Source organism: Streptomyces sp. NPDC057654 (assembly GCF_042800135.1).
Classification (GTDB): Bacteria; Actinomycetota; Actinomycetes; order Streptomycetales; family Streptomycetaceae; genus Streptomyces.
On record NZ_JBHVHQ010001181.1, the window covers coordinates 1 to 2,053 of the forward strand.

3 protein-coding genes are annotated in these 2,053 nt (G+C 73.9%); 1 reads left to right on the top strand and 2 read right to left on the bottom strand.

What is annotated here, in order from left to right:
* Positions 1 to 729: SDR family NAD(P)-dependent oxidoreductase (locus ACFU99_RS41780; protein WP_384403502.1), on the bottom strand; the 729-nt coding region annotated here is incomplete at its 3' end.
* A 70-nt stretch (positions 730 to 799) separates the two neighbouring features.
* Positions 800 to 1,216 (bottom strand): hypothetical protein, encoded by a 417-nt coding sequence (locus ACFU99_RS41785; protein WP_384403505.1) that lies wholly within the window; start codon positions 1,214 to 1,216, stop codon positions 800 to 802.
* Positions 1,217 to 1,402: 186 nt separating this feature from the next.
* On the opposite strand from ACFU99_RS41785, the gene ACFU99_RS41790 reads away from it, so the two are divergent.
* Positions 1,403 to 1,822 carry an ArsR/SmtB family transcription factor gene (locus ACFU99_RS41790; RefSeq protein ID WP_384403508.1) on the top strand — a complete coding sequence of 140 codons (420 nt, stop codon included), beginning with the start codon at positions 1,403 to 1,405 and terminating at the stop codon, positions 1,820 to 1,822.
* Positions 1,823 to 2,053: the final 231 nt, after the last annotated feature.

Here is a 2,053-nt window from a genome sequence, read left to right on the forward strand (position 1 = left end):
GCCGTTGATGTCGTACGTCGCGCCGGTGATGAAGGAGTCCTCGGCGGAGAGGAACACGGCCAGGCGGGCGACGTCCTCGGGGGTGGCGATGCGGCCGAGCGGCACCTGCGCCGTCATCTCGGCGAGGGTCTCCGGGGAGACGGAGCGGACCATGGGGGTGTCGATCATCGCGGGCGCGACGGCGTTGACGTTGATGCCGTGGGAGGCCAGTTCGGCGGCGAAGACGCGGGTCAGCGAGATCAGGCCCGCCTTGGTCGTGCCGTAGGCGGCGCCGGTGGGCCGGGGCGCCTGGCCCGCGATCGAGGACATGTTGACGATGCGCCCGAACCCCCGCTCGCGCATGTCGGCCGCGACCATGCGCGTCAGGAAGAACGCGGCCCGCAGATTGACCGCGAACACGTCGTCCCACTCCTCGGGCGTGATGTCCCAGAGCGATTTGACCAGCGGCCGGGCCGCGTTGTTGACGAGTACGTCCACCGGGCCCCACTCGCTCGCGGCGCGATAGCCGGCGGCCAGGGCGTCGAGGTCGCGCAGATCGGCGTGGATCGCGAGGATCCGGTCGCCGCTGGGATCCAGCTCGGCGGCGAGCGCGCGGTTGCGGTCGTCGTCGACGTCGAGCGCCGCGACCCGCGCGCCCTCGTCGTAGTACGCGCGCACGAGGGCGGCCCCGAGCCCTTGGGCGGATCCGGTGATCAGGACGGTGCGTCCGGCGAGGCCGGTGGGGAGCATGGGGCGGTTCCTTTCGGGGGTCGCCTGAAGAAGGCGAGGCGGTGCGGGGCGGCTTACGGGGTGGGGCCCGTCAGCGGGTGCCGAAGAACAGCGGGCGGCCGAGGCGTGCCTCGACGCGCAGGTAGCGCCAGAGCCGGCTCTCGCCGACCGGCGTCTCGCGGACGATGCCGCAGACCTCGGAGGCGGTGGCCACGTCGGGCACGTCGGCGAGGATGTAGGAGGTCCAGGGCCAGCCGGGCGTCGCGCCGACCATCAGCTGGTCGTCGTCGAGAGTGCCGAGCACCGTGATGCCGAAGCGTTCGGCGAGCCGGTCGAAGGCGGGCGTGATCGCGGCGGCCACCGCGGCGCGCTCCTCGTCGCCGGCGTTGAAGAACTCCTGGGTGACGGCGATGCAGAAGAGCGTCCGCAGCGGCGCGCCGCCGCCGTCCTGCTCCGGCCCGCCGGTCGCGGGCGCTGGGGTGGGGGAGGCGTCGGTGGTGTCGTGCACGGCGGTCTTCCGTCTCTGTGGGGAGCGTCCCGGGGGAGCGCTCTGCGGGGGATGCTGCGGGGGTCCGGCGGCGCGGCTGATGAGGGCGAGGATGCGCCGCAGGGCACAGCGTTGCACCGCCCGAACATTTACAGGATCATCGAAATGACAATCCGCACGCTAACACCCAGTTTGAGAGATCTCTAAATGTCCCCCTCCGTGCGCACCCTGCCCGCGCCGCCCGCCGGCTCACGCCCCGCCGACTCGCCGCCGGCCGACGCGGACCAGCCGGACGCCGCCGACCTGTGCCTCGGCGGCCTGCTCACGGCGTTCAGCGAGCCCCTGCGTCAGCTGATCGTCCGGCGGCTGGCCGTGGAGGGGGAGGTGGGCTGCGGCGACATCGAGCTGCCCGTGACGCGGGCCACCGGCTCGTACCACTTCCGCATCCTGCGCCAGGCGGGCTGGACACACACCCGGCGCATCGGGCGCGAACGCTACATCTCCCTGCGGAGCGCGGACGTCGAGGAGCGCTTCCCCGGCCTGCTGCCGACGCTGCTGAAGGCGGCGGAGGCGGACGAGGTGCGCAGGGACGCCAAGGCGGCCGAGGCCGCGAAGGCCGCCGGGTGAGGCGGCGCGCCCCGGCCGGCGCCCCGGCGGTCGTGGCGTGTTCACCGCCTTGCCGCTCCGCAGTGTCGCGATATAGCGTGAGTGCGCAGTTGGGTCCGTATCGCTGAGGAGACCGCCCATGCCCGATCACGCCGCCGCCCCGGAGCCCCTCCGCGAGCCCGACCGCCCCGCCGCCCCGGTCGCGGAGGCCCAGGCCCCCGCCGCCCCGGCGACCGCCGCCGAGGCTCCCGC